This is a genomic window from Actinopolyspora sabaoui (genome assembly GCF_051225635.1).
Lineage (GTDB): Bacteria > Actinomycetota > Actinomycetes > Mycobacteriales > Pseudonocardiaceae > Actinopolyspora.
In genome coordinates this window covers 1-20,699 of sequence record NZ_JBMIHH010000007.1, presented here as the reverse complement: position 1 = coordinate 20,699, position 20,699 = coordinate 1, and the positions used below count along the sequence as shown (strand labels likewise).

General features: G+C 68.5%; 19 protein-coding genes. 10 read left to right on the top strand and 9 right to left on the bottom strand.

Annotation, left to right across the window (positions count from 1 at the left end):
- The first annotated feature begins 95 nt into the window (after positions 1 to 95).
- The 4 genes from ACOQFL_RS14650 to ACOQFL_RS14635 all read left to right on the top strand — a co-directional run bounded on the left by ACOQFL_RS14650 (position 96) and on the right by ACOQFL_RS14635 (position 2,999).
- Complete coding sequence (locus tag ACOQFL_RS14650; RefSeq protein WP_435544964.1) at positions 96 to 746, top strand: HAD family hydrolase; 651 nt, start codon at positions 96 to 98, stop codon at positions 744 to 746.
- Positions 747 to 808: 62 nt separating this feature from the next.
- Positions 809 to 1,312 (top strand): GNAT family N-acetyltransferase, encoded by a 504-nt coding sequence (locus tag ACOQFL_RS14645; RefSeq protein ID WP_435544715.1) that lies wholly within the window; start codon positions 809 to 811, stop codon positions 1,310 to 1,312.
- A gap of 134 nt (positions 1,313 to 1,446) precedes the next feature.
- Positions 1,447 to 1,854 (top strand): YciI family protein, encoded by a 408-nt coding sequence (locus ACOQFL_RS14640; protein ID WP_435544714.1) that lies wholly within the window; start codon positions 1,447 to 1,449, stop codon positions 1,852 to 1,854.
- Positions 1,851 to 2,999: an RNA polymerase sigma factor gene (locus ACOQFL_RS14635; RefSeq protein ID WP_435544713.1), complete on the top strand. Its 1,149-nt coding sequence runs from the start codon at positions 1,851 to 1,853 to the stop codon at positions 2,997 to 2,999. The genes ACOQFL_RS14640 and ACOQFL_RS14635 overlap by 4 nt, the downstream gene beginning before the upstream one ends.
- 34 nt (positions 3,000 to 3,033) lie before the next feature.
- On the opposite strand, the gene dnaB is transcribed toward ACOQFL_RS14635, so the two are convergent.
- The 6 genes from dnaB to ACOQFL_RS14605 form a co-directional block, all read right to left on the bottom strand.
- Positions 3,034 to 6,297, bottom strand: coding sequence for a replicative DNA helicase (gene dnaB / locus ACOQFL_RS14630; protein WP_435544712.1), 3,264 nt, complete (start codon positions 6,295 to 6,297; stop codon positions 3,034 to 3,036).
- A 543-nt stretch (positions 6,298 to 6,840) separates the two neighbouring features.
- Positions 6,841 to 7,293: a 50S ribosomal protein L9 gene (rplI, locus tag ACOQFL_RS14625; protein ID WP_092626635.1), complete on the bottom strand. Its 453-nt coding sequence runs from the start codon at positions 7,291 to 7,293 to the stop codon at positions 6,841 to 6,843.
- A gap of 191 nt (positions 7,294 to 7,484) precedes the next feature.
- Positions 7,485 to 7,724 (bottom strand): 30S ribosomal protein S18, encoded by a 240-nt coding sequence (gene rpsR / locus ACOQFL_RS14620; protein ID WP_092626633.1) that lies wholly within the window; start codon positions 7,722 to 7,724, stop codon positions 7,485 to 7,487.
- Between the two features lie 183 nt (positions 7,725 to 7,907).
- On the bottom strand, positions 7,908 to 8,375 hold the full coding sequence (locus ACOQFL_RS14615) for a single-stranded DNA-binding protein (protein ID WP_435544711.1): 468 nt from the start codon (positions 8,373 to 8,375) through the stop codon (positions 7,908 to 7,910).
- A 60-nt stretch (positions 8,376 to 8,435) separates the two neighbouring features.
- Positions 8,436 to 8,798, bottom strand: coding sequence for a 30S ribosomal protein S6 (gene rpsF, locus ACOQFL_RS14610; protein WP_435544710.1), 363 nt, complete (start codon positions 8,796 to 8,798; stop codon positions 8,436 to 8,438).
- 236 nt (positions 8,799 to 9,034) lie between these two features.
- Complete coding sequence (locus ACOQFL_RS14605) at positions 9,035 to 10,039, bottom strand: hypothetical protein (RefSeq protein ID WP_435544709.1); 1,005 nt, start codon at positions 10,037 to 10,039, stop codon at positions 9,035 to 9,037.
- A gap of 391 nt (positions 10,040 to 10,430) precedes the next feature.
- On the opposite strand from ACOQFL_RS14605, the gene ACOQFL_RS14600 reads away from it, so the two are divergent.
- Positions 10,431 to 11,189, top strand: coding sequence for a deoxyribonuclease IV (locus ACOQFL_RS14600; RefSeq protein ID WP_435544708.1), 759 nt, complete (start codon positions 10,431 to 10,433; stop codon positions 11,187 to 11,189).
- 191 nt (positions 11,190 to 11,380) lie between these two features.
- The gene (locus ACOQFL_RS14595; RefSeq protein ID WP_435544963.1) at positions 11,381 to 12,721 is read left to right on the top strand and encodes a glycosyltransferase family protein; all 1,341 of its coding nucleotides are present in this window, start codon (positions 11,381 to 11,383) and stop codon (positions 12,719 to 12,721) included.
- Here the strand turns inward: ACOQFL_RS14595 and ACOQFL_RS14590 are convergent.
- Together ACOQFL_RS14590 and ACOQFL_RS14585 are read right to left on the bottom strand one after the other, a co-directional pair.
- A complete protein-coding gene (locus tag ACOQFL_RS14590) occupies positions 12,651 to 14,357 on the bottom strand; it encodes a glycosyltransferase family 87 protein (RefSeq protein ID WP_435544707.1) in 1,707 nt (568 codons plus the stop codon). The genes ACOQFL_RS14595 and ACOQFL_RS14590 overlap by 71 nt on opposite strands.
- A 97-nt stretch (positions 14,358 to 14,454) precedes the next feature.
- Positions 14,455 to 17,451 carry a transglycosylase domain-containing protein gene (locus tag ACOQFL_RS14585; RefSeq protein WP_435544706.1) on the bottom strand — a complete coding sequence of 999 codons (2,997 nt, stop codon included), beginning with the start codon at positions 17,449 to 17,451 and terminating at the stop codon, positions 14,455 to 14,457.
- Between the two features lie 6 nt (positions 17,452 to 17,457).
- Between ACOQFL_RS14585 and ACOQFL_RS14580 the strand changes: the two genes are divergently transcribed.
- Together ACOQFL_RS14580 and ACOQFL_RS14575 are read left to right on the top strand one after the other, a co-directional pair.
- On the top strand, positions 17,458 to 17,715 hold the full coding sequence (locus tag ACOQFL_RS14580) for a hypothetical protein (protein ID WP_435544705.1): 258 nt from the start codon (positions 17,458 to 17,460) through the stop codon (positions 17,713 to 17,715).
- The gene (locus ACOQFL_RS14575; protein ID WP_435544704.1) at positions 17,716 to 18,192 is read left to right on the top strand and encodes a hypothetical protein; all 477 of its coding nucleotides are present in this window, start codon (positions 17,716 to 17,718) and stop codon (positions 18,190 to 18,192) included. It begins immediately after the preceding gene.
- 17 nt (positions 18,193 to 18,209) lie between these two features.
- Here ACOQFL_RS14575 and ACOQFL_RS14570 read toward each other — a convergent pair whose 3' ends face one another.
- On the bottom strand, positions 18,210 to 18,614 hold the full coding sequence (locus ACOQFL_RS14570; RefSeq protein WP_435544703.1) for a DUF5318 family protein: 405 nt from the start codon (positions 18,612 to 18,614) through the stop codon (positions 18,210 to 18,212).
- Positions 18,615 to 18,935: 321 nt separating this feature from the next.
- Between ACOQFL_RS14570 and ACOQFL_RS14565 the strand changes: the two genes are divergently transcribed.
- The gene (locus ACOQFL_RS14565; RefSeq protein WP_435544702.1) at positions 18,936 to 19,523 is read left to right on the top strand and encodes a PadR family transcriptional regulator; all 588 of its coding nucleotides are present in this window, start codon (positions 18,936 to 18,938) and stop codon (positions 19,521 to 19,523) included.
- A 21-nt stretch (positions 19,524 to 19,544) separates the two neighbouring features.
- Complete coding sequence (locus ACOQFL_RS14560) at positions 19,545 to 20,648, top strand: inositol-3-phosphate synthase (protein WP_435544701.1); 1,104 nt, start codon at positions 19,545 to 19,547, stop codon at positions 20,646 to 20,648.
- Positions 20,649 to 20,699: the final 51 nt, after the last annotated feature.

The following is a 20,699-nucleotide window of genomic DNA, read 5'->3' as shown; positions in this document are numbered from 1 at the left end:
GGTGGCTGCCCATCCCGGATGAGCAAGCTCACCGCGCGAGCCGGGAAGCGGGTGCGGGCCATACCATCGACGACGTGCGCGACGGAAACGATGGCGTGACCGCGGTGTTGTTCGATCTCGACGGTGTGCTGGTCGACTCCGAGCACCTCTGGGATCGCATACGGCGCGAGGTCACCGAACAGCACGGCGGTGAGTGGGCCGAGGGTGCGAGTGAACGCATGATGGGGATGAGTACTCCGGAATGGGCCGAGTACCTCGTCACCGGACTGGGGGTTCGACTTTCGCCCGACGAGGTGGCCGAGACGGTCATCGACCGGATGGCCGAGCACTACATCGCGGAACCCCCGACGCTGCCGGGAGCCGTCGAGACGGTTCGGACCGTGGCCGAGCGGTACCCGGTCGCCATCGCCAGTTCCGCCCCGCCGCGCATCATCGGGGCGTTTCTGGAAACCGGTGGTCTCACGGATCTGGTGCGCCACACCGTCTCCAGTGAACAGGTGGGAGTCGGCAAACCGGCGCCGGACGTCTACCTGCGTGCGGCCGAGGAGCTGGGGGTGGCCGCGCACGAGTGCGTGGCCGTGGAGGACTCCTCCAACGGGCTGCGTTCGGCCGCTGCCGCCGGTGCGACCGTCGTAGCCGTGCCGAATCCGCACTTCCCACCCGCCGCGGACGCGTTGCGACTGGCCGAACGACGCCTGGAACGCATCGACGAGCTGCCCCGCGTGCTCGCCGAGCTGTCCGGCTGAGCCTTTCCGTGTGATCCGGCGGCGTCCCGCGGGCCCCTCGATTGCCTCCCGGACGATCGTTGATGGATGCTGGTGACGTGCGTATCAGGGAGGCGACGACCGACGACTGGCCCGCGATCTGGCGTTTCATGCGCGACATCGTCTCGGCGGGCGAGACCTTCTGCTGGGAACGGGACACCACCGAACCGAGCGCTCGCGCGGGCTGGATGCGACTGCCACCGGGGCGGACCGTGGTGGCCATCGACGACGAGGGCACCGTGGTCGGAACCGCCGAGACCCACCCCAACCACGCCGGTCCGGGCGCGCACGTGGCCAACGCGGGCTTCATGGTCGACCCGGCCCAAGCCGGACGCGGTTACGGCCGTGCGCTGGGAGAGCACGTGGTCGAGCAAGCCCGCGCCGACGGCTACTCGGCGATGCAGTTCAACGCGGTGGTGGAGACCAACACCGGTGCGGTGGCGCTGTGGCGCTCCCTGGGGTTCGAGATCCTGACCACGGTGCCGGAGGCCTTCGAACACCCCGAGAAGGGGTTCGTGGGACTGCACATCATGCACCGCGCGCTCTAGCGGGGTTTCGCTCGGTTTCCGGGCGCGACGATTTCGCGAGAAATTGACGCCCGGCGGTGTCGAGAACAGCGCGTCGGCTCCGTCCCCGGGGCACGATCGGAGCAGCCGGTCGTCCGACGGAGAAGGAGCTCATCGTGAAGTATCTACTGCTCAAGCACTACCGAGGTGGCCCGGAATCGGTTACTGGCCACCCGCCGATGGATCAGTGGAAGCCGGAGGAGATCGACGCGCACATCAAGTACATGCACGAGTTCGCCGCCCGCCTGGAGGAGACCGGCGAGTTCGTGGATTCGCAGGCCCTGGCCCCCGAGGGCACCTTCGTGCGATACGACGGGGCCGGACAACCGCCGGTGACCGACGGCCCGTTCGCCGAGACGAAGGACCTCATCGCGGGCTGGATGGTCATCGACGTGGAGTCCTGGCATCGCGCGGTCGAGCTGGCCGGGGAGCTGTCGGCGGCCCCCGGGATCGGCGGCGAGCCGATCCACGAATGGCTCGAAGTACGGCCCTTCCTCACCGAGTCGCCCGCGGTGACCGAGTGAACGGAACACCGCTGCGGGAACTCGTCCCCGCCGTGATCGGCGTTCTCGTCCGGCGCGGAGCTGACTTCGCCTCGGCCGAGGACGCCGTGCAGGAGGCCCTGGTCCGGGCACTCGAAGCCCCGGCGGAGGAGCAACCGCGCGACCCGAAGGCCTGGCTGATCTCGGTCGCGTGGCGCAAGTTCCTCGACTCCGCCCGGGCCGAGAAGGCCCGGCGCGAGCGGGAGTTGGCGGTCGATGCCGAACCGACCGGCGGCCCGGTGTCCGGCACGGACGACACGCTGCGCCTGTACTTCCTGTGCGCGCATCCCGACCTGACTCCGAGTTCGGCTGTCGCGCTGACCCTGCGCGCGGTCGGCGGCCTGACGACCAGGCAGATCGCGAGGGCGTACCTGGTTCCGGAAGCGACGATGGCCCAGCGGATCAGCCGGGCCAAACGACGCATCGCCGGTGTCGGGTTCGAGGAGCCCGGCGAGCAGGCGACGGTGTTGCGAGTGCTCTACCTGGTGTTCAACGAGGGATACAGCGGGGAAGTCGACCTGGCCGCCGAGGCGATCAGGCTCGCACGCCAACTCGCCGCCCTCTCCGAGGAACCCGAAGCGGCCGGGTTGTTCGCGCTCATGCTGCTGCACCACGCGCGCCGGGATTCCCGCACCGATCCCGGTGGTCGCCTGGTACCGCTGGCTCGTCAGGACCGTTCGCTCTGGGACTCCGAGATGATCGCCGAAGGAGTGACGGTGCTGCGGAACGCGTTGGCCCGCGACCGGCTCGGCGAATACCAGGCCCAAGCCGCGATCGCCGCACTGCACGCCGACGCCCGCACCGCGTCCGAGACGGACTGGGTGCAGATCGTGGAGTGGTACGACGAACTGCTGCGCCTCACCGGCAGCCCGATCGTGCGGCTGAACCGTGCCGTGGCGGTCGGCGAAGCCGACGGGCCACGGGCGGGCCTCGCCGCGCTCGCCGACCTCGATCCCACCCTGCCCCGGTACACCGCTGTGGCGGCATACCTCCACGAAAAGGCGAACGCTCTCAGCCACGCCGCCGAGCTGTACGCCGAAGCCGCCCGCGCCGCCACCAACCTGGCCGAACGCGAGCACCTCACCCGGGAAGCGGCACGCGTGCGGAACCAGGGGCGGAACACGTGACCGGGTGCGACGCCCGGGTGCGAGGGATGACTACCTACTCCTGGGCCATGTCCACGAACCGGCTGTAGTGCAACTGGTGCGCCACGGTCACCGTCTCGGTGGGACCGGCGCGGTGCTTGGCGAGGATCAGATCGGCCTCGCCCATCCGGGGGTCGTCCCGTTCGAACGCGTCCGGCCGGTGGATCAGGATCACCATGTCGGCGTCCTGCTCCAGGCTGTTGTGCATGACCACCGAGTTGGACACGAAGTTGTGCGTGTCGGCCACTGTCGCGTCGTAGACCGGCCGCTCACCGATCGAGGTGATCTCGACGATCTCGTCCCAGAACACGTCGTCGTCCCAGCGCACGTCGTCGGACCCGCGCACGTCGTCGCCGGTGTTACCCATCCGCTCCGGTGGATCGAGCTGTACCGGAGCTACCGCCATGGCACCGGTGACGGTGATGCCCGCCCCGGAGTTCGCGATCGATCGTGCCCCCACCGCTTCCGGCACCGGGGTCGAGCCCTGGGCGAGGGCGATCTCACGTGCGAAGCGCAGCCGACTGTCGAGACCGTCGAGCAGCACCTCCCAGCGGTCCGGTTCCGCCTCGGGGGAGGGACGCCGGAGTCGGGAGTGGACGGTGAACCGCGACAGCAGCAGTTGGAGCCCGTCGGCCAGCGCGCGGCCGTTCACCACGCATCCACCGTGCCCGACCGGGACGCCGTCGCCGTCCGGCGGCTCCGTACCGGTTATCCCCCAGACGTGGCGCAGGAAGACGGCCAGCTGCTCGCGCGGCAACGAGAAAACCCGGTGCGGCACCTCGCCACCGTCGAGCGCCGACCGGGCCAGCGAGACCACTTCGGACTCCGCCACCGGTGCGGCGCCGAGCGGCTCCGGAACCCGTCCCGGCACCGCCACGTGCGCTCCCACGGTCAGCTCGCCGAGCGGGGTCCAACCCCACGGGGTCAGCATCGGGTGGTTGGCGGTGGCCTCGACCTCGCGGCCGGAGGCCAGCACGACGCGGAACGCCTCCTTGACGCCGCTGCTGAACACGTTCGTGATCGGTCGCGGGACCATCCGCCGCTGCTCGTCCACCGACCACACCAGCGGGCGCTGCCCACCGGCCATCAGCTCGTCGAAGGTGATCTCCGAACCGTCGTCGGCCCGCAGCAGCCGCGTGCCCCCGGTCAGACACCCCGACTCGCGAAGGTCGGACAGTTGCGGCTTGCGGTCGTTGCGCTGCTCCGGACCACGGTTGAGCTGCGAGATCGCCACCACCGGGATCTCCAGTTCCTTGGCGAGCAGCTTGAGGCTCCGGGAGAACTCCGAGACCTCCTGCTGTCGGGACTCGACCCGCTTGCCCGAGGTCATCAGCTGCATGTAGTCGACCACGATCAGACCGATGTCGTTGCGCTGCTTCAGGCGCCGCGCCTTCGCGCGGATCTCCATCATCGTCAGGTTGGGCGAGTCGTCGATGAACAGCGGTGCCTCGTTGATCTCGCTCATCCGGCGTGCGAGGCGGGTCCAGTCCTCGTCGGTCATCCGGCCACCGCGCATGTCGCCGAGCCGGATCCGCGCCTCGGCGGAGAGCATGCGCATCACGATCTCGGTGCGGCCCATCTCCAGCGAGAAGATGACGCTGCCGAGCCCGTTCCTGATCGAGGCGGCACGGGCGAAATCCAGCCCGAGCGTGGAGTTGTGGGTCGGGATCATCGATCGGCTCGCGAGGTAGAGCCGGTCGGGCGAGTCGACCTCCACGCACCGCACCGGGACGCTGGCGGTGCGCCGCACGGCCCTGACCCCCCGTGCGCGCCGGTTGCCGCCGCGCTTTCGCTTGTGCTGGTCGTCGAGTTCGGTGCGTCGGAAGATCTGGTCCTCGCCGCTGTCGAAGACCACGAGAGTGGTGATCTCGTCGCCCGAGTCCGGGTCCACGGTGGCGGTGCACGGGTATCCCAGAGTGAGGACGAGCTCGCGAACCCGCACCGAAAGGGATTCACGCACTCGCAGCAGCACACGGCCGTCCTGGCCCACGCTGCCCGCCGCGTCCGCGAGTCCGGCCAGCAGCGAACGCCGCTGTTGCTGGCTTCCGCGCAGGTACTCGGCCGGTACTTCGGCCTCGTGCCGGATTCCCAGCTCTGCCAACTCGGCGGCGGTTTCCTCGTCGAGCACGACCCCGTCGTTCACGTGTGCCAGGCCGTCCGGTTCCAGGTTGGCCAGTACGTCCTCGGCCACACCGGACAGTTCACCGGCCTTGTCGCCCGCAGCCAGCCACACTCCCAGCAGGTAGGGCGCGATCGGCAGATCCCGCTGTGCCAGCGAGAACGGCCCGTGGTCGGGCAGCTCCACGTCCATCCGGTTACCGAGCCTGTCGCGGAGTCCGGCCGTGGTGCACACGGTACCGTCCCGCAGGCTCCACTGGTGCTGCTCGTCGGCGACCACCAGCGTGCCGTCCGAGAATTCGATCTCGTAGCAGACGTGACCGTGCATCACCTCGGTGGCCGCGGTCACCCGGACCGGTCTGCCGTCCGCACCGAGCAGCTGATCGCCGACGGAAACCGCCCCCATGGTGGTCCAGCCCTCGGGCGTGGGAAGCGGTGTGTGCAGCGCCAGCGCCTTGCCCACACCGGGGCGCGCCGCGACGATGATCATCTGCCCCGGGTGTAGCCCGTTGGTCACGCCGTCCAGATCCACGAAACCGGTCGGAATCCCCTCGGACTCGCCGCCGCGCGAGGCGATGGCGTCGATCTCGTCCATCGTCGGCTGCAGCAGCTCTTCGAGCGCGACGTAGTCCTCACTGGTGCGCCGTTCGGTCACGTCGTAGACAGCGGCCTGCGCGCGGTCCACGACTTCCTCGATCGCGGCACCCTCGGCGCCGTTGTAGCCGTACTGCACGATCCTGGTGCCCGCCTCGACCAGCCTGCGCAGTACCGCCTTCTCCGAGACGATCTCGGCGTAGTAGTTGGCGTTGGCCGCGGTGGGGACCGTCCGGAGCAGTGTGTGGATGTACGCCCCACCGCCGACCTTGCCGAGCTCGTTGCGACGTTCCAGCGCGGCGGAGACCGTGACCGCGTCGGCGGGCTCACCCCGCCCGTACAGGTCGAGCACGCACTCGTAGATCACGTGGTGTGCCGGACGGTAGAAGTCCTGTGGCTGGAGTACCTCGACGACGTTGGCGATGGCGTCCTTGCTCAACATCATCCCGCCGAGCACCGACTGCTCGGCGGCCACGTCCTGCGGTGGTTGCCGTTCGAAGGCCGCTCCGTGCTCGCCATCGTTCTCGTCGGGGGGCGGTTCCGTTCCGCGCTCGTCAGCCAACGCCACGGCTTACTGCCACCTCCTGGACGCAGAGTCCGGCCCCGAGGCACGGGCCGAGTTCCGACACACGCGTCACCGTGCCGACCCGATGGGGTCGCCGGGGCACGAGTCGTCGCGGCAAATAATCGCGGAGACATCGACAGCGCCCGGTTGGTCGCGGCCCGGCGTGTCGCGAGTGCGTGCTGCCATGTCCGTGATCTCGAAGGTGCCCACATTTTACGTGACCCGGTTCGGCACCGGATCGACGCGAAGGGGCTGTGGACAAGTCGGGGGACAACGTGCCGAACGGAATGGGACACACGTGTCCACTCGACGGCGCGTGTTGTGGACAAACTGGGGACAACTCTGTCGTGGTAGTTGTCTTCGCAGCGCACTTCGTGACGAAGGCCCTGTGGACAGGTTGTGGACAGCTTGCCGGTCCGTGACGGATGAGAAATGCCCGTCCCCAACCGGTGTGCTACCGGTGCGGAAACACGGTGGGGGAACGGAACCGAGCCGGTTCCGCGCGGCCGGTGTTCGCCACCTCCGCGCGGAACCGCGGTGAATGATTCAGCCGCCCGGGGTGACCTCGACGTGCATCGAGGCGTAGACGTCGGGGTGCAACCGCACACCGACGGCCATCTTGCCCAGCGACTTGACGTTGCCCTTCAGTTCCACCGAACGCTTGTCCAGGCTGGGGCCACCCGCCTGACGCACGGCCGAGACCACGTCGGACTCGGTGATCGAACCGAACAGCTTGCCCTTCTTGGAAACCTTCTTGGAAAGCCGCACCATGCCCATGTTCTGCAGCTGTTCCTGCAGCTCCCTGGCGTGCTCCAGGTTGCGGACCCTGCGGTTCTCCTGCGAGCGACGGATGGTCTCGACCTGCTTCTGCGCACCCTTGGTGGCCAGGATGGCCATGTTCTGCGGCAGCAGGTAGTTGCGGGCGTAGCCGTCACGTACCTCGACAACGTCACCCGAGGCGCCGAGACCGCTCACGTCCGAGGTCAGAATGATCTTCACGGCGTGTCTCCTTTCAAAGCCGAACCGAGGTCACCCCGGCCCCGTCGCCGACCGGCACCGACGAGCCAGCCGGTTCCCCGGGTGTGAGCGGGTTCCCGAATCCGGGCAGCGGGGTCGCGCCCTGACGATCCGGACCTCCGTCGTGAATCGTGCACACGTGGGGGCGCGGGGCGGTGGCGAGGATCCCGGTTTTACCGGGCGGTCGAGGTGTACGGCAGCAGCGCCATCTCGCGGGCGTTCTTGACCGCGATGGCGACGTCCCGCTGGTGCTGACTGCAGTTGCCGGTCACACGCCGTGCCCGGATCTTGCCGCGATCCGAGATGTACTTACGCAGCAGCGTGGTGTCCTTGTAATCGATGCTCAGTGCGTTCTGGTCATCACAGAAGGCGCAGACCTTCTTCTTCGGCTTGCGCACGGGCGCCTTGGCCATGTGCTTGCTCCTTCGAAGCGAGCGAGAACTCCGTAATGGACTTTTCGTTGGGCCGTGGGCGGATACGACCACGGGGGCGCGCCGACCACGGCCGGGCGATTCCCGGGCATTCGCGAAAACCGCCGCGGCCACAGCGGGACAGGATGCTCCGGTCACCCGGTGACCGTGCTCGTCCCGCCCTGATCAGAAAGGTGGCTCGTCGCTGAAGCCGCCGCCGGAACCGGCCGGAGGGGCCGAGCTCCAGGGATCCTCTCCGCCGGAGCCGCCACCGGAGCCACCGCCGCCGCGGCTGATCTTGTTGACCTTCGCCGTGGCGTAGCGCAGCGAGGGGCCGACCTCGTCGACCTCCATCTCGACCACGGTGCGCTTCTCGCCTTCCTTCGTCTCGAAGGAGCGTTGGCGCAACCGTCCCTGCACCACCACGCGCATGCCTCGGGTGAGTGTCTCGGCAACGTTCTCGGCTGCCTGTCGCCAGATGTTGCAACGCAGGAAGAGGGCTTCGCCGTCCTTCCACTCACCCGCCTGGCGGTCGTAGAACCGCGGTGTGGACGCGACGGTGAAGTTCGCGACCGCCGCGCCGGAGGGGGTGAAGCGCAGTTCCGGATCGGCTGTCAGGTTGCCGACCACTGTGGTTACGGTTTCACCGGCCATCGCCTGTTGACTCCGTCTCTGTGCTGAGGTCGGGGGCTGGGCCGCTCGGGAGAGCGGGGATCAGACCGAAGCGCCGACCTCGCTGCGGGCGGCGGCCTTGGCGCTGGCGCGGGCCAGACGGGCCTCCTTGCGCGGCTGCACGATCTTGCGCAGCATCTTGGTGCGCAGCACGTTCTCGCTCAGGTTGAGCTGCCGGTCGAGTTCGTTGACCGAAGCCGACTCGGAGTTCAGATCCACTACGACGTAGATGCCCTCGGCGCGCTTGTCGATCTCGTAGGCCAGCCTGCGGCGACCCCAGACATCGACGTTCTCGATGCTGCCGCCGTCGTTGCGAATGACCTTGAGGTAGTTCTCCAGGGACGAGGCGACATTCCGCTCGTCCAGGCTCGGGTCGAGAATGACCATGAGCTCGTAATGACGCATAACGACCACTCACCTCCTGTGGACTTACGGCCGCGGACTCTCCGCGGCAGGAGGGTCGCCATATCCATGGCAATCCGGTACAGCGTAGCAATCCGGCGAATCGGCCGGTGACCTGGGTATCGCGAGCACTGCCCGGCTGCCCGGCACCGTTTCGTCCGTGACGAGTGGTGCGCACACCCCGCGCCGCGAGCGTTCACCCGCGCGTGCGAGTCCGAACGGTCGAAAGGCGAGGCGTCTCAGGCTCGGCGCAGCACCCACGTCCTGATGAGCGCGGCGGTCACCCCGGCCAGCGAGACAGCGGCCAGCAGCACCGGCAGCGCGACGCGCTCCCCGGAACCGGTGGGCAACGCCTGAGCGCTTCCCGCCTCGCGTACCCGGTCCTGCTGGTTGTGCTCATCGCCGGTTCGCAGGTCACCCGTGGCGGGCTGTCCACCGGCCGTCTCGCCGAACCGGCTGTCCGACCACGGCGGCAGCGACCCCGGTACGTAAGCGTACTCGGAGGGCGCCACCTGTTCGGCGGACCCCGGGGAGTAGTTCGAGTCCGGCCCGCCCGCCTGCCGCTGCGGCTGGTCGTCGGTCGGTTCCGTCGTGGGATCACCGCCGCTGCCGGGACCGGGTGTGTCGGGATTCGTTCTCTCGCCGCCGGACGAGCCTTGATCGGGGGATTCGGTGGGCGGAGTGGTCGTCGGCTCTTCCGGAGTGGGGCTCGGTTCGCTCGGTTCCGGTTTCGGCTGGCCCGGCACGTTCACGCCGCCCAGGCAGGTGACCGCGAGGTTGCCCACGTGGAAGTTCATCGTCTCGCCGCGATCCTCGACGGCGGCGAGACCGGCGATGCGATTCGCCAGCGCATCGGCCAGTGCTGAACCGGAGAAGTGCTGTTTCTCGGTTGTCACTTCGCCGATTCGGATCGGCGTCGTTCGCAGGAACTGCTGGTGGATCCGGTCTATCCGGTCGAAATCGAGCGGGAAGGTCAGTCCGGCCGCGTCCTTGACCCGGGAGTCCAGCGCACTGGGTGATACCACGATCGGTTGGCCGTACTCGGCACTCGTCACGTCCTCGGTGCAGGTGCCGATCACCACCGGATCAGCCGCGGCCGCCACACCGCCGCCCAGGAACCCGCTCGTCGCGACCACGGCGCCCGCCGCCGTGGCAGCGGCCGCTCGCCGCAGCGCGGCGGGTGCTCGTTTCCGAGCGTCGAGGGTTGATTCCTCGGTCGGGTGGTCATCGCGCTGACTGCTCATACACGTACCCCTCACTCCGTGCGCGCTCTCCGGGACGCCCGCCGTTGGCTCGCGGGTGGGCGGTTCGCGGAGATCGAAGCCTCACCCTGGTTAACGCGTGAGTACGGTCACGGTAACGCCATAGTGTGAAACCGTTTCGAATCGCCTCCGCCGTTCCCGTGCGGCGTCAATTTCTCGCGAAATCGCCGCGCCGCTTCGACGCAGGCCGCACTCCGACCACCCTGACCACCGGCACCGCCGCGGGTTCTCGCGTGCGGCTCTCGCGAGGACGGTCCCGACATGGCGTAGTGGTTACTCGATGTCGAGGCACCCGCGGCGAGAGCCGTGGGCGAGGTTCCGCCGAGGAACCACCCACGCGACTTTCTCCGTGGGCAACTCCTAGGCTCGGGGTATGCAGATCGGTGCCCATGTTCGTGACGACGATCCACTGACCGCCGCGAGCGAACGCGGCGCCGAGGTCGTGCAGTTCTTCCTCTCCGACCCCCAAGGTTGGAAGGCTCCGCAACCGCATCCGCAGGAGGAGCGACTCCGTGAGTCGGAGCTGCGGGTTTTCGTGCACTCGCCCTACGTGATCAACGTCGCCTCGCCGAACAACCGCATCCGCATCCCCTCCCGCAAGTCCGTGCTCTCGCAGACCGCGGCGGCGGCGCGGATCGGGGCAGAGGGAGTGGTGGTGCACGGCGGTCACGTCACCAAGGACGACGATCCGGCCGAGGGAGTGGCCAACTGGCGCAAACTCTTCGAGCGCCAGGCCGCCGAGGGCGGTTTCGAGGTGCCGGTACTGATCGAGAACACGGCGGGCGGGGCCAACGCCATGGCGCGCGGGTTCGACGATCTCGCCCGGCTCTGGGACGCGGTCGGTGAGTTCGGCGCGGGATTCTGCCTGGACACCTGCCACGCGTACGCGGCGGGTGAGGACCTGGTCGGCATCGTGGAGCGGGTCCGCGCCATCACCGGACGTCTCGATCTGGTGCATCTCAACGACTCGAGGGATCCGTTCGGTTCCTGGCGTGATCGGCACGCCAACGTCGGTTCCGGCACCATCGATCCCGAAGTGCTGCGTGAGGTCTGCGCCACGGCCGGGGCCCCAATCGTGGTGGAGACCCCTCCCGAGGGGCAGGCCGAGGACATCGCCTACCTCCGTGGTTGAATCCCCCCGGCCCGGGGAGGCTGGCGATTTCGCGCGAAATTGACGCCGGGCGGGCCGAGTCTCCCCAGCCGGAGGACCGGTACCTCGATTCTTGTCCGGGAGCGAGCGTGCGCGACCGATCGGTGGGACGGCGAACGACCGGACTCTCCGCCCTGGCCCTGGCGGCACTGTGCGTGCTGACCGGGTTGACCATGCTGTTGGGCTACGCCAACAAGGCCCGTTGCACGGGGCCCGAGTTCGACGAGTCCGGCGTCTCGCGTTCCGACGTCGCGTCCCGCGGTTCCCGCTACGTCTGCTACTCGGACCTGCAGTACCTGTGGAACGCGCGCGAGCTCGACGAGATGGGTTTTCCCTACGCCACCGGTGGGATCACCGACGATGGGGAGCTGTACGGCAGCGTCGTCGAGTACCCGGTGCTGATCGGGGTGCTGGTCTGGCTGGGGTCGCTGTTCGTGCGGACCGATGCGGGCTTCCTGGCTGCCTCGGCGCTGTTGTTCGCCCCGTTCGGGCTGCTCACCGCCTGGTGGCTGGGAAGGCTGAGTCGCTGGCGGGCACTGTGGTGGGCGCTCGGCCCGCCCTTGGTGCTCTACTCCTTCCACAACTGGGATCTGGCCGCCGTGGTCTGCTCGGTGGGGGCGATCTACGCGGTCCATCGCCATCGGGCCACCGGACTGCGACGTCCCGCCCTGCTGGCGGCGGTGTTGTTGGGGGTCGGCGCGGCCTGCAAGCTCTACCCCGCGATGTTCGCGCTGCCGTTGGCGCTGTACGTGCTCACCGGTGGTGCTGCCGGTTCCCGTGCGGACGCCGGTTCCCGTGGTTCCGCCGGGGCCGGTGATTCCGACAGGCGCGGCAGCCGGTTCGACATCGGTGGTGCGTTCGGGGTGCTCGGCACCGCACTGGGAACTTTCATGCTGATCAACCTGCCGTTCGCGGTGATCGGTTTCCAGGGATGGGCTGCCTCCTTCCGGTTCCAACTGCAGCGCTCGGTGGACCTGACCACCAACTCGATTTGGTACTGGGGCCTGCGACCGCTGGTGGCGGAGGACCGGTACGAAGCGCTGGTCGGGGTGCTTTCCCCGGTGCTGGTGCTCGTGTCGTTCGCGCTGGCCTGCGCGCTGGGCATGCGCCATTGGTCCCGTGGCGGGAGCTTCCCGTGGGTGGCGGTCTCGGCGGCGATGTTGTGCGGATTCCTGCTGCTGCACAAGGTGCACTCGCCGCAGTTCGCGCTCTGGCTGCTGCCGTTCCTGGTGCTCGTGCCGGTACGTACCGGCTGGGTGATCGCCTACCTGCTGGCCGACGCCGCCATGGGGATCGGGTTCTTCCGCTGGATGTATCTGATCAACACCGACCAACCCTTCGCCATCTACGAGTCGTTCGCGGCGCAGGCGGTGATGATCGGAGTGTGGGGGCGCGCGGCGCTGCTGGTCGGGTTGTTCGTCGCGTTTCTCGGGGCCTCCGGCTTCAGGTTCCCCGGAAGTTCGCCGCCACGGGCGGCCGTCGATCGGGATTCTCGCCCCGCTTTCGCCGAATAGGCAGCACGAACCGGTCGGGGGTGTTGTCCAGGAAGCCGCCGTGCGGATCGGAGCGGGGAAAACGGCGTACCTTGTCCAGTTCCGGGCGCAGGATCTCCCGCACGATCAGCACACAGATCAGCACCACCACCGCGTCGCGGATCACGACCGCGCCCAGGAACCACCCCTCGGGCAATCCCTTGTTGGAGGTGCCGAGGAAGTAGTACATCCGCGGTGCCCAGAGCGCCGCGTCGATCAGCATCCACGTCACCAGCAGCCGCCAGCGCGGGATGGCGAGCACGGCCAGCGGCACCAGCCACAACGAGTACTGCGGGCTCCACACCTTGTTGGTCAGCAGGAACACCGCCACCACGAGGAAGCACAACTGCGCCAGCCGTGGCCGCACCGGTGCGGAGAGCGCCAGCGCTCCGATCGCCGCGCAACCCAGCAGCAACAGCACGAAGCTCACCGCGTTCAGCACCGAGGGAGTCTCGTTCGGCCCCAGCGGACCGTCGAAACCCGCCCAGTCGCCGAAGTGCATGACCACGTTGTACAACGAGTCCGGATCCGCCGGTCGGGCGCTGTTGAACCGGAAGAACTCCCACCAGCCACGCGGGAACATGATCATGATCGGCAGGTTCACCGCCAGCCACGCGCTCAGCATGGCCAGCAGGGCGCGCAGCCCCTCGCGGATACGACCGGAACGCAAACACAGCACCAGGATCGGGCCGATGAGCAGCAGCGGATAGAGCTTGGTCGCCGCCCCCAGCCCCAGCAGCACCCCCGCGAGCGTCACGCGGTTACGGGCCCAGGCGAGCAGCCCGGTGGTGGCCAGCGCGGTCGCCAGCGCGTCGAAGTTGGTGAAGGCGTGCACGAACGCCAGCGGGGCGGTGGCGGCCAGCGCCGCGTCCCACGCCCGGAATTTGCACAGCCGGTACAGCGCCCAGACGGTCACCAGCCAGGCCGCGGCCAGCCAGAACGCGCTGATCTCGAAGTAGACCGCGCCCTCCGCCGTGGCAGGCAGCACCCCGTGGGACGCCAGCGTCATCCAGCCGTCGGTCAGCTTCGCGTTGACCCACTGGAACAGCCCCGTGAGCACCGGGTACATCATGTAGCGGACCTGCTCGCGAGGGGTGCCCGGATCGTCCACCCAGGACGTCTTGTAGGGGAACGCCCCGTCCGGTGCCAGGTCCCCGGCTCCGTAGCGCGGGATGAGGTCGGTGTAGCACAGCGCGACGTACTGCCGGTTGTCACGCCAGTCCAGCCGAGGGCCGTCGGTGGTTTCGTAGGTCTGCGCGCAGGGTGCCTTGAGGAGCCAGCTCGCCGCCAACAGCAGCACCGCCAGCAGCAGGATCACCCGTAGGGGGGTCCAGAACCCCTGCCTGCCCACCTGGGAATGAACGCCGAGTCGCCCGCCGAACAGGTTGCTCAGCCTGATCGCGAGCGGTTCCGTCCAGGTGGGTGCGACGCGTTGCGCCCTGTCGAGTGAGGCGCTGTCCACCCGCGCCACCCGCTCGGTGGTGACGACCGGTTCGGCTGGGGTCGGTTCGGCTGCGGTCGGGTCCGGAGTGCCGTGGCGTTCTTCGCCGACCCCTTCGCCGGGGTCCCGCTCATTTCCCGCTCGTTCGGGCTGCTCCGGCTCGGACACGGTCCGCATGTTACGGAGCCGTCACTATGAAGAGTGCGGCCGGTTCACCGAACCGGCCGCACTCTTCACGCGAACCACGGGGCCATGGGGACGTCACGTCGGACGGTCAGTCAGGGCCCCGGGCGCTGTTCTCGTTGCCCTGCTGATTCGGCCGCTCTTCCTCGGTGCTACTCGGGCCCCCGGTGGCACTTTCGTCCTCGCAGTCCGAGAACCAGGGGTTTTCCTGGCACTCGTCGTTCCGGTCCGAGCTCTCTCCGCCAGTCGGCGGGAAATCGCTGGGGCCCGTTTCGTCGGAGGGGACTTCGTCGGACGGCGACTCGTCGCTCGGGGGAGTCTCCGACTCGTTCTTTTCGTCCTCCGGGGGGTCCGGACTCGGCGGCGGAGGCACGGTGAACTGGCCGATCGGATCCGGCTCCTGGAACTCCTCGACCGGCTTGCCCTCCAGGTAGGAGTTCATGAACTTCTGCCAGATCTCGCCCGGCTGGTCGGCGCCGTAGATGTCCCCACCCGACGCGTCGGTCAGTGGTTCCTGTTTGGTGGTGGACTTGTTGAGCACGACCGCCGTGGAGATCTGCGGGGTGTAGCCCACGTACGAGGCGGTGGCGTTGTGTCCACTGTTCCGGAGCTGGTGGGTACCGCTCTTGGAGGCCACCGGCCGATCACCGTTCAGGTCCAGCCCGTACTCCTTCGCCACGTCCCGCATGCTCTCGGTCACGTTGGCGGCGATGTTGGCGCTGCTGTGTGAGCTGTCCGAGAACGCGGTCTCGGTCTCGGAGGAGAAGTCCTCCTTGACCTCGCCGTCGTTGGTCACGAGCTTCTTGACCAGGAACGGCTCGGCCCGTTCTCCGTCGGCCAGCCCGCCGTACCCGTTGGCCAGGCTCAGCGTGCTCACCGGGAACCTGCCCAGCGCGATACCCAGGTCCGGACGCCCGGTTCGGGAGTCGGCGAGCACCGGGACGGTCTCGCCTTCCCCGTTGACCTTCTCGCGCGGGATGCCCGCCTGGTAGGCCGTCTCGGCCACGCTCTGCGGCCCGAACTTGTTGGCCATGTTCAAAAACGCGGTGTTGACCGACTTCTCGGTGGCCTCGCGTACGCCGCAACGTTTCGGATTACTGCCGCAGGTGACCCCGGCCGCGTTGCCGAACTCGGTGCCGGCGATGGTCTGGTCGTCCGAACCGTCGTAGGTCTCCCCGATCCCGTAGCCGTCCTTCAGGCCGGTCGCGGTGACGAACGGTTTGAACGAGGAGCCGACGGGCTGACGCTCCTTCACCCAGTCGTAGCCCTTGTTGCCCGGTGAGTAGGCGCGCACCGCGCCGGTTTTGGGGTCCACGGCCGCCAGGGCCGGATTGATCTCGTCGGGCTGGTCGGCCATCACCTGCTGCACCGCGTCGCGGGCGGCCTGCTGGGCCTGGCTGTCCAGCGTGGTGACCACCTGCAGGCCCTGGCTGGTCAGCTCGTCCTTGGTGTAGTCGTGCTCCTCCAGCTCCTGGATGATGCGCCGCTGGATGTGGATCTGCGCGGTGGTGGTTTCCGGCTGCCACGCGTACATTTCCCGGGTTTGCGGCATCTGCAGGTTCTGGTATTCCTGCTGGCTGAGCCAGCCGTTCTGCTTCATCTGGAGGGTGACGTACTTCCAGCGGTCCTTGGCCCGCTCGGCGTCCACCTGGGGATCGTTGCCGTTGGGCAGCTGCACCATCCCGGCCAGCACCGCCGACTCGGAGGCGTTGAGCTCGCTCGGGTCCTTGCCGAAGAAGGCCTCGGCCGCGTTGTCGATGCCGTAGGCGTCCCTGCCGTAGTAGGCGGTGTTGAGGTAGGCCTTGAAGATCGTGGTCTTGTCGTACTGGTTGGTCAGCTTGAACGCCCGCACGATCTCGGTGAACTTCCGGGTGATGCTGTGGTCGTCCTTACCCGTGCTCAGCTTGATGTACTGCTGCGTCATGGTCGAGCCGCCGCCCTGCCCACCGGAGAGCTGGTTGTAGACGGCGCGGCCGATGCCGGTCACCGAGAATCCGGGATTGCTGTAGAAGTCCGCGTCCTCGGCGGCCATGGTGGCGTGTCTCATCTCCTGCGAGACCTCGCTGAGGTCCTTGATGAGCACGCGGTCCTGCCCCTTCTCGGGCGAGAACTTGTTCAGCACGCTGCCGTCGGAGTACTTGACCACCATGCTGGTGCTGTAGTTCTTGGCGACCTTCGACGGTGGGGTGACCTCGAAGGTGAAGTAGCACCAGGCGAATATCGCGCCGGGCACCAGGATCCCCAGCGCCGCCGCGACGTAACAGGTACGCCGGAGGCCGCGCCAGATCCTGCGCCTGCCGCGTTTCTTGCGGGCGAGGGCCGTCATGTCGTCGTCATCCGGATCGTCGGGATAGTCGAGTTCGTCGTCGAACCCCTCGTTGAAGCCGTCCTCGAAGTCGTCGTACTCGTCGTCGGAGTAGGGGTCCGAGTCCGAGTAGTAGCTGTAGCCGCCGTGCGAGGCGCGGTGCGTGATCAGCCCCGGATCGCTGTCCGGGGGCGAGGACTGCTCGGCGCGGGTCACACCGAACTCGGTGGAGTTTTCGGACGATTCGGAACGGGCCGAGGTCGTCGCGTCGGAGTCCCCGCGTGAGCCCGGGGTGTCGCGGGACCTCGGTGCGTCCCGGGAGTTTCCGGCGGTTCCGTCCGGTCCGTTCGAGCCGGCGGAGGCCGCGGCGCCCGCGGCGGCGCCTGCCATGCCCCCGGCAGCGGCACCCGCGGCACCGGCCGCGCCCGCTGCCTTGCCGTCGGTGGTCCGGTGCTCCCGGGTCGGCTCCTCACCACCGCGGGGTGCCGAGTTCGGCCCACCCACGGAAGCTATGTGCTGGGTCGGTGCCTCACCCGGATCGTTCGGATGCTGTCCGGGGCCGGGGTGCCCAGCGGACGGGCCCTGCGGAGATCCGGGCGGTGCGGTCTTCTTGGTCGGCACCTCGTCCGGATTGCCGCCCTGCTGGGGTCCGGGGGCGCTGCCCTGTTGGGGCCCGGGAGCGTGGCCCTGCGCGCCGGGCCCGCCGGGGTTACCCGGTGGCGGAGCGGGTGCGCCGGAGGGCGGCCTGCCCGAGGCGTCCCGGGGCGTTCCCGAGCTGTCCACGGCCGGATGCTGCACGGTGGCGTCCGGGTCGGCGGGCGGTCGCTGTTGACCACCCGGTGGCGGTGGCTGCTGGCCACCCGCCCGCTGTTGCGCGCCTGGCCACTGTGCGGTGGCATCCTCGCCGGGCCACCCGTGGCCCCCCTGGGGCGGCTGTTGTCCGGCGCCGGCCTGCGGGGGTCCCCCGGCGTGCGGCTGTGGCTGACCTTGTGGTGGTCCGCTCTGTGGGGGAGGCGGTGGCTGCTCGGAGGCGGAGCCGGGCGGTAAGTGTCCCCCGTCGGGGCCCTGCTGGCCGGGGCCCTGTTGTTGCCCGGGACGCTGCGGTGCCGGTGGCGGTGGGCCCCCCTGCGGAGCGGCCGGCTGTCCGCCCTGTTGACCACCCGGCCAGCGGTGCTGCGGTGGTTGTTGTCCACGGTGTGCCTGTGGTGCCTGTGGTGCTTGTGGTGGCGGCGGTGCCTGTGGCGGCTGCCCCCCACCTCGCTCGGGCGGCGGTGGGGGCGGCTGGTTCTCCCGCGGGGGCTCGTTGTGCTGGCCGGCCTGCTCCCCCTGTTGATCAGTATGGGGCGGTCGGCCGGGTTGCCGCCCGCGCTCCGGCTCCCGATCCTCGGCAGCTGGCTGCCTGTGGCGGCGGCCGTCTTCGGACCGGTCGTCACGCTCGTCACTCACGAGAAGTCGTCCTCCGGGACAGGCGTCAACACGGACGCCGTGCGATGCGTTCACGTCGGCGGGTGCCACCGGCCGTGACCGATGAGGCTACTTGCTCACTCGGCCACGGTCCTGCGTCCCCGACCGCGGCCTTGATGGCCCCCGGTTCCGAGGACGTATGACTGCACCAGGTGGTTCCAGTTACATGTACGGCAAACCTCGACGACGAACACATTGAACTCTTCGAACATGGTGGCCATACGTGCCAGTTCCGCGTTGCTCCGGGCCGAATTGTCGGCGTGTTTGAGCTGCTCGCCGAACACCCAGGAGACGTAGGTCACGCGCTCCTTGCGGCATACCGGGCAGATCACGTCACTGGGCTCACCGTGGAACTTGGCTGCCTGCAGCAGGTACGGTCCCGCGTCGCAGACCTCCTTCACACCCACCCGGCCAGCATGGAGTCGCGCGAGCAGCGACCGACGCCGCAACGCGTAATCCACCACTTGCCGTTGGGTCCGCACGCCCTCAGCGTACGTGTCCTGTGCCCGGGCTCAATTGGGCCGTTCGGGGCAGCCCCGGAGTGGGGTGGCTCCGAACCACCGGCGGTGACCGTGCCACTGCGGAGTGAGGCGTGACCACCGGTCCGGGGTGGGGCGTGCCCCGATTCGTCCCGCCCCGTGGGATGCCGGGCGGCGAGAAAGGTCACGAGATCGGTGCTGCCGCGCCGGTTGCCCGGAACGGTGATTCGGCAGTGGCGAGGACTGTAGTACTCCGATGTATCGGGACGATATAATCGTCGCCGGGTGCTGCTCGGCTGGGCTTCGTCCGCGAGAGGAGGGCCGGTGCTCGAACTCGCGGTGCTCGGACTGCTGCATGAGGCGCCGATGCACGGTTACGAGCTGCGCAAGCGGCTCCAGGAGATCCGTGCGTTCTCCTGCGGAACGGTCTATCCGACGTTGCGCCGGATGAGTCGCGCGGGGCTGATCGAGGAAACCCAGGAAGAGCAGGAGGCGCAGCGGTCGCGACGGGCTCGGCGTGTCTATCGTCTCACCGAGTCGGGGCGGGAGCGCTTCGTCGAGTTGGTCGAGGACTGCGGGCCACGAGCGTGTCAGGACGAGGCGTTCGACGTGCGGCTGGCTTTCTTCGCACGAACACCGCCATCGATCCGGATGCGGATTCTGGAGAGCCGCCGTCGGCGCGTGGAGCAGCGTCGGGAAGGGCAACGGGCGATCCTGGCCAGAGCCGACGAGCAGTGCGACCGCTACACGGCACAACTGCACCGCCTGGGACTGGATCATAGCGAACTGGAAGTTCGCTGGTTGGACGAGCTGATCGCGCACGAGCGGGCCGAGCAGGGAGCCGAGCGGCCCGTGGGTGTGGGTGATCGCCTCGACCGAGGCTTGGACAGGGACACGACGAACGGGACATGACGGAGAAGGAGGCCGGCGACCATGGGCGGAGATCGTCACGACGAGGCGACGACCGGCAAGGTCCGAGTGGCGATCGTCGGTGTGGGCAACTGCGCCGCGTCGCTGGTACAGGGTGTGCAGTACTACGGGCAGATGGATCCGAGCGGTCGGGTCCCGGGCCTGATGCACGTGGACTTCGGTGGTTACCACGTCGGTGATCTGGAGTTCGTCGCGGCGTTCGACGTCGACGCGAAGAAGGTCGGCCGCGATCTGTCCGAGGCCGTGGTGGCCAGCCGGAACAACACGATGAAGATCGCCGACGTCCCGCCGCTGGGCGTGTCGGTGCAGCGCGGTCACACCATGGACGGGCTGGGGCAGTTCTACTCCGAGACCATCGAGGAGTCCGAGGAACAGCCGGTCGACATGGTCGAGGCGCTGCGCGAGTCCCGTGCCGATGTGCTGGTCTCCTACCTGCCGGTGGGCTCGGAGGAAGCCGACAAGTTCTACGCGCGCGCCGCCCTCCGAGCCGGTGTGGCTTTCGTCAACGCGCTGCCGGTGTTCATCGCCTCCGATCCCGAGTGGGCACGCGAGTTCACCGAGGCGGGCGTGCCGATCGTCGGGGACGACATCAAGTCCCAGGTGGGTGCGACGATCACCCACCGGGTGCTCACCAAGCTGTTCGAGGACCGTGGCGTGCACCTGGACCGCACGATGCAGCTCAACGTCGGCGGCAACATGGACTTCCTCAACATGAAGGAACTCGGCAGGCTGGAGTCCAAGAAGACCTCCAAGACCAATTCGGTCACTTCACAGGTGACGCGTGACATGGGGGACCGCAACGTGCACATCGGTCCCTCGGACTACGTCCCCTGGCTGGACGACCGAAAGTGGGCCTATATCCGGTTGGAGGGACGCGCCTTCGGCGACGCCCCGGTGAACCTGGAGTACAAACTGGAGGTCTGGGACTCGCCCAACTCCGCGGGCATCATCATCGACGCCATTCGAGCTGCCAAGATCGCCGCGGACCGCGGGATCGGTGGACCGGTGCTGTCGGCCTCCTCCTACTTCATGAAGTCACCGCCGGAGCAGTACTCCGACTCGGAGGCGTACCAGGCGGTGGAGTCGTTCATCGCGGGGGAGAGCTGATCCCGTAGCCCCTGAGTGGTCCCGCGGCCCGGGCGCGGGGGGGGGGGGGGG

Excerpts from the sequence above, each read along its gene's own strand:
- ACOQFL_RS14600 (WP_435544708.1), top strand. The coding sequence starts at position 10,431 with ATGCAGATCGGTGCCCATGTTCGTGACGACGATCCACTGACCGCCGCG.
- ACOQFL_RS14560 (WP_435544701.1), top strand. The coding sequence starts at position 19,545 with ATGGGCGGAGATCGTCACGACGAGGCGACGACCGGCAAGGTCCGAGTG.
- ACOQFL_RS14605 (WP_435544709.1), bottom strand. The coding sequence starts at position 10,039 with ATGAGCAGTCAGCGCGATGACCACCCGACCGAGGAATCAACCCTCGAC.
- rpsR (WP_092626633.1), bottom strand. The coding sequence starts at position 7,724 with ATGGCCAAGGCGCCCGTGCGCAAGCCGAAGAAGAAGGTCTGCGCCTTC.
- rpsF (WP_435544710.1), bottom strand. The coding sequence starts at position 8,798 with ATGCGTCATTACGAGCTCATGGTCATTCTCGACCCGAGCCTGGACGAG.
- ACOQFL_RS14590 (WP_435544707.1), bottom strand. The coding sequence starts at position 14,357 with ATGCGGACCGTGTCCGAGCCGGAGCAGCCCGAACGAGCGGGAAATGAG.
- ACOQFL_RS14615 (WP_435544711.1), bottom strand. The coding sequence starts at position 8,375 with ATGGCCGGTGAAACCGTAACCACAGTGGTCGGCAACCTGACAGCCGAT.
- ACOQFL_RS14580 (WP_435544705.1), top strand. The coding sequence starts at position 17,458 with ATGCTGCACGGTGGCGTCCGGGTCGGCGGGCGGTCGCTGTTGACCACC.
- ACOQFL_RS14595 (WP_435544963.1), top strand. The coding sequence starts at position 11,381 with ATGCTGTTGGGCTACGCCAACAAGGCCCGTTGCACGGGGCCCGAGTTC.
- ACOQFL_RS14645 (WP_435544715.1), top strand. The coding sequence starts at position 809 with ATGGATGCTGGTGACGTGCGTATCAGGGAGGCGACGACCGACGACTGG.